The organism is Pannonibacter anstelovis, assembly GCF_036881715.1.
GTDB lineage: Bacteria > Pseudomonadota > Alphaproteobacteria > Rhizobiales > Stappiaceae > Pannonibacter > Pannonibacter anstelovis.
This window is the reverse complement of the sequence record NZ_JBAKBF010000033.1, coordinates 1-422: the sequence shown is the minus strand read 5'-3', so window position 1 is coordinate 422 and position 422 is coordinate 1. Positions and strand designations below refer to the sequence as shown.

The following is a 422-nucleotide window of genomic DNA, read 5'->3' as shown; positions in this document are numbered from 1 at the left end:
GAAGGCAACGACCTGACCGCCATCTTCAACGAGGACAACACCTCGAAGCTGACCGTCAAGGCTGTCGACTACACCGATACAACCCTGTCCACGGGCCTGAACCTGCAGGATCTGGCGCAGGCCAAGGGTGGCGCTGCATCACTGCAGCTTGAAGGCGGCAAGTCTTCAGTGACATTTGTCGATGCCAGCGGCGACGCTCTCTCCTCTGGCTCACTTCTGTCGGATGCAACCAGCCTCAACGTCGGTGACACTCTCAGCCTGAAGGTTGGTTCCACCGCCGGCAGCGCCAATGCCGGTGGCTTCGTCGACATCGTCATCGGCGCCAATACCACGATGCAGAGCCTGGTTGATCAGGTCAACAATGTTGCAGGCGTACGGGCGGAGTTCGATGAGAAGACCGGCTCCCTGTCGATCATCTCGAA

The 422-nt window shown here is 59.2% G+C and carries 1 protein-coding gene; it reads left to right on the top strand.

All coding sequences use genetic code 11. The features are described 5' to 3' along the window. A partial coding sequence (locus V6L75_RS20995) for a flagellin hook IN motif-containing protein (protein WP_334253403.1) occupies window positions 1-422 on the top strand: 422 nt, incomplete at both ends.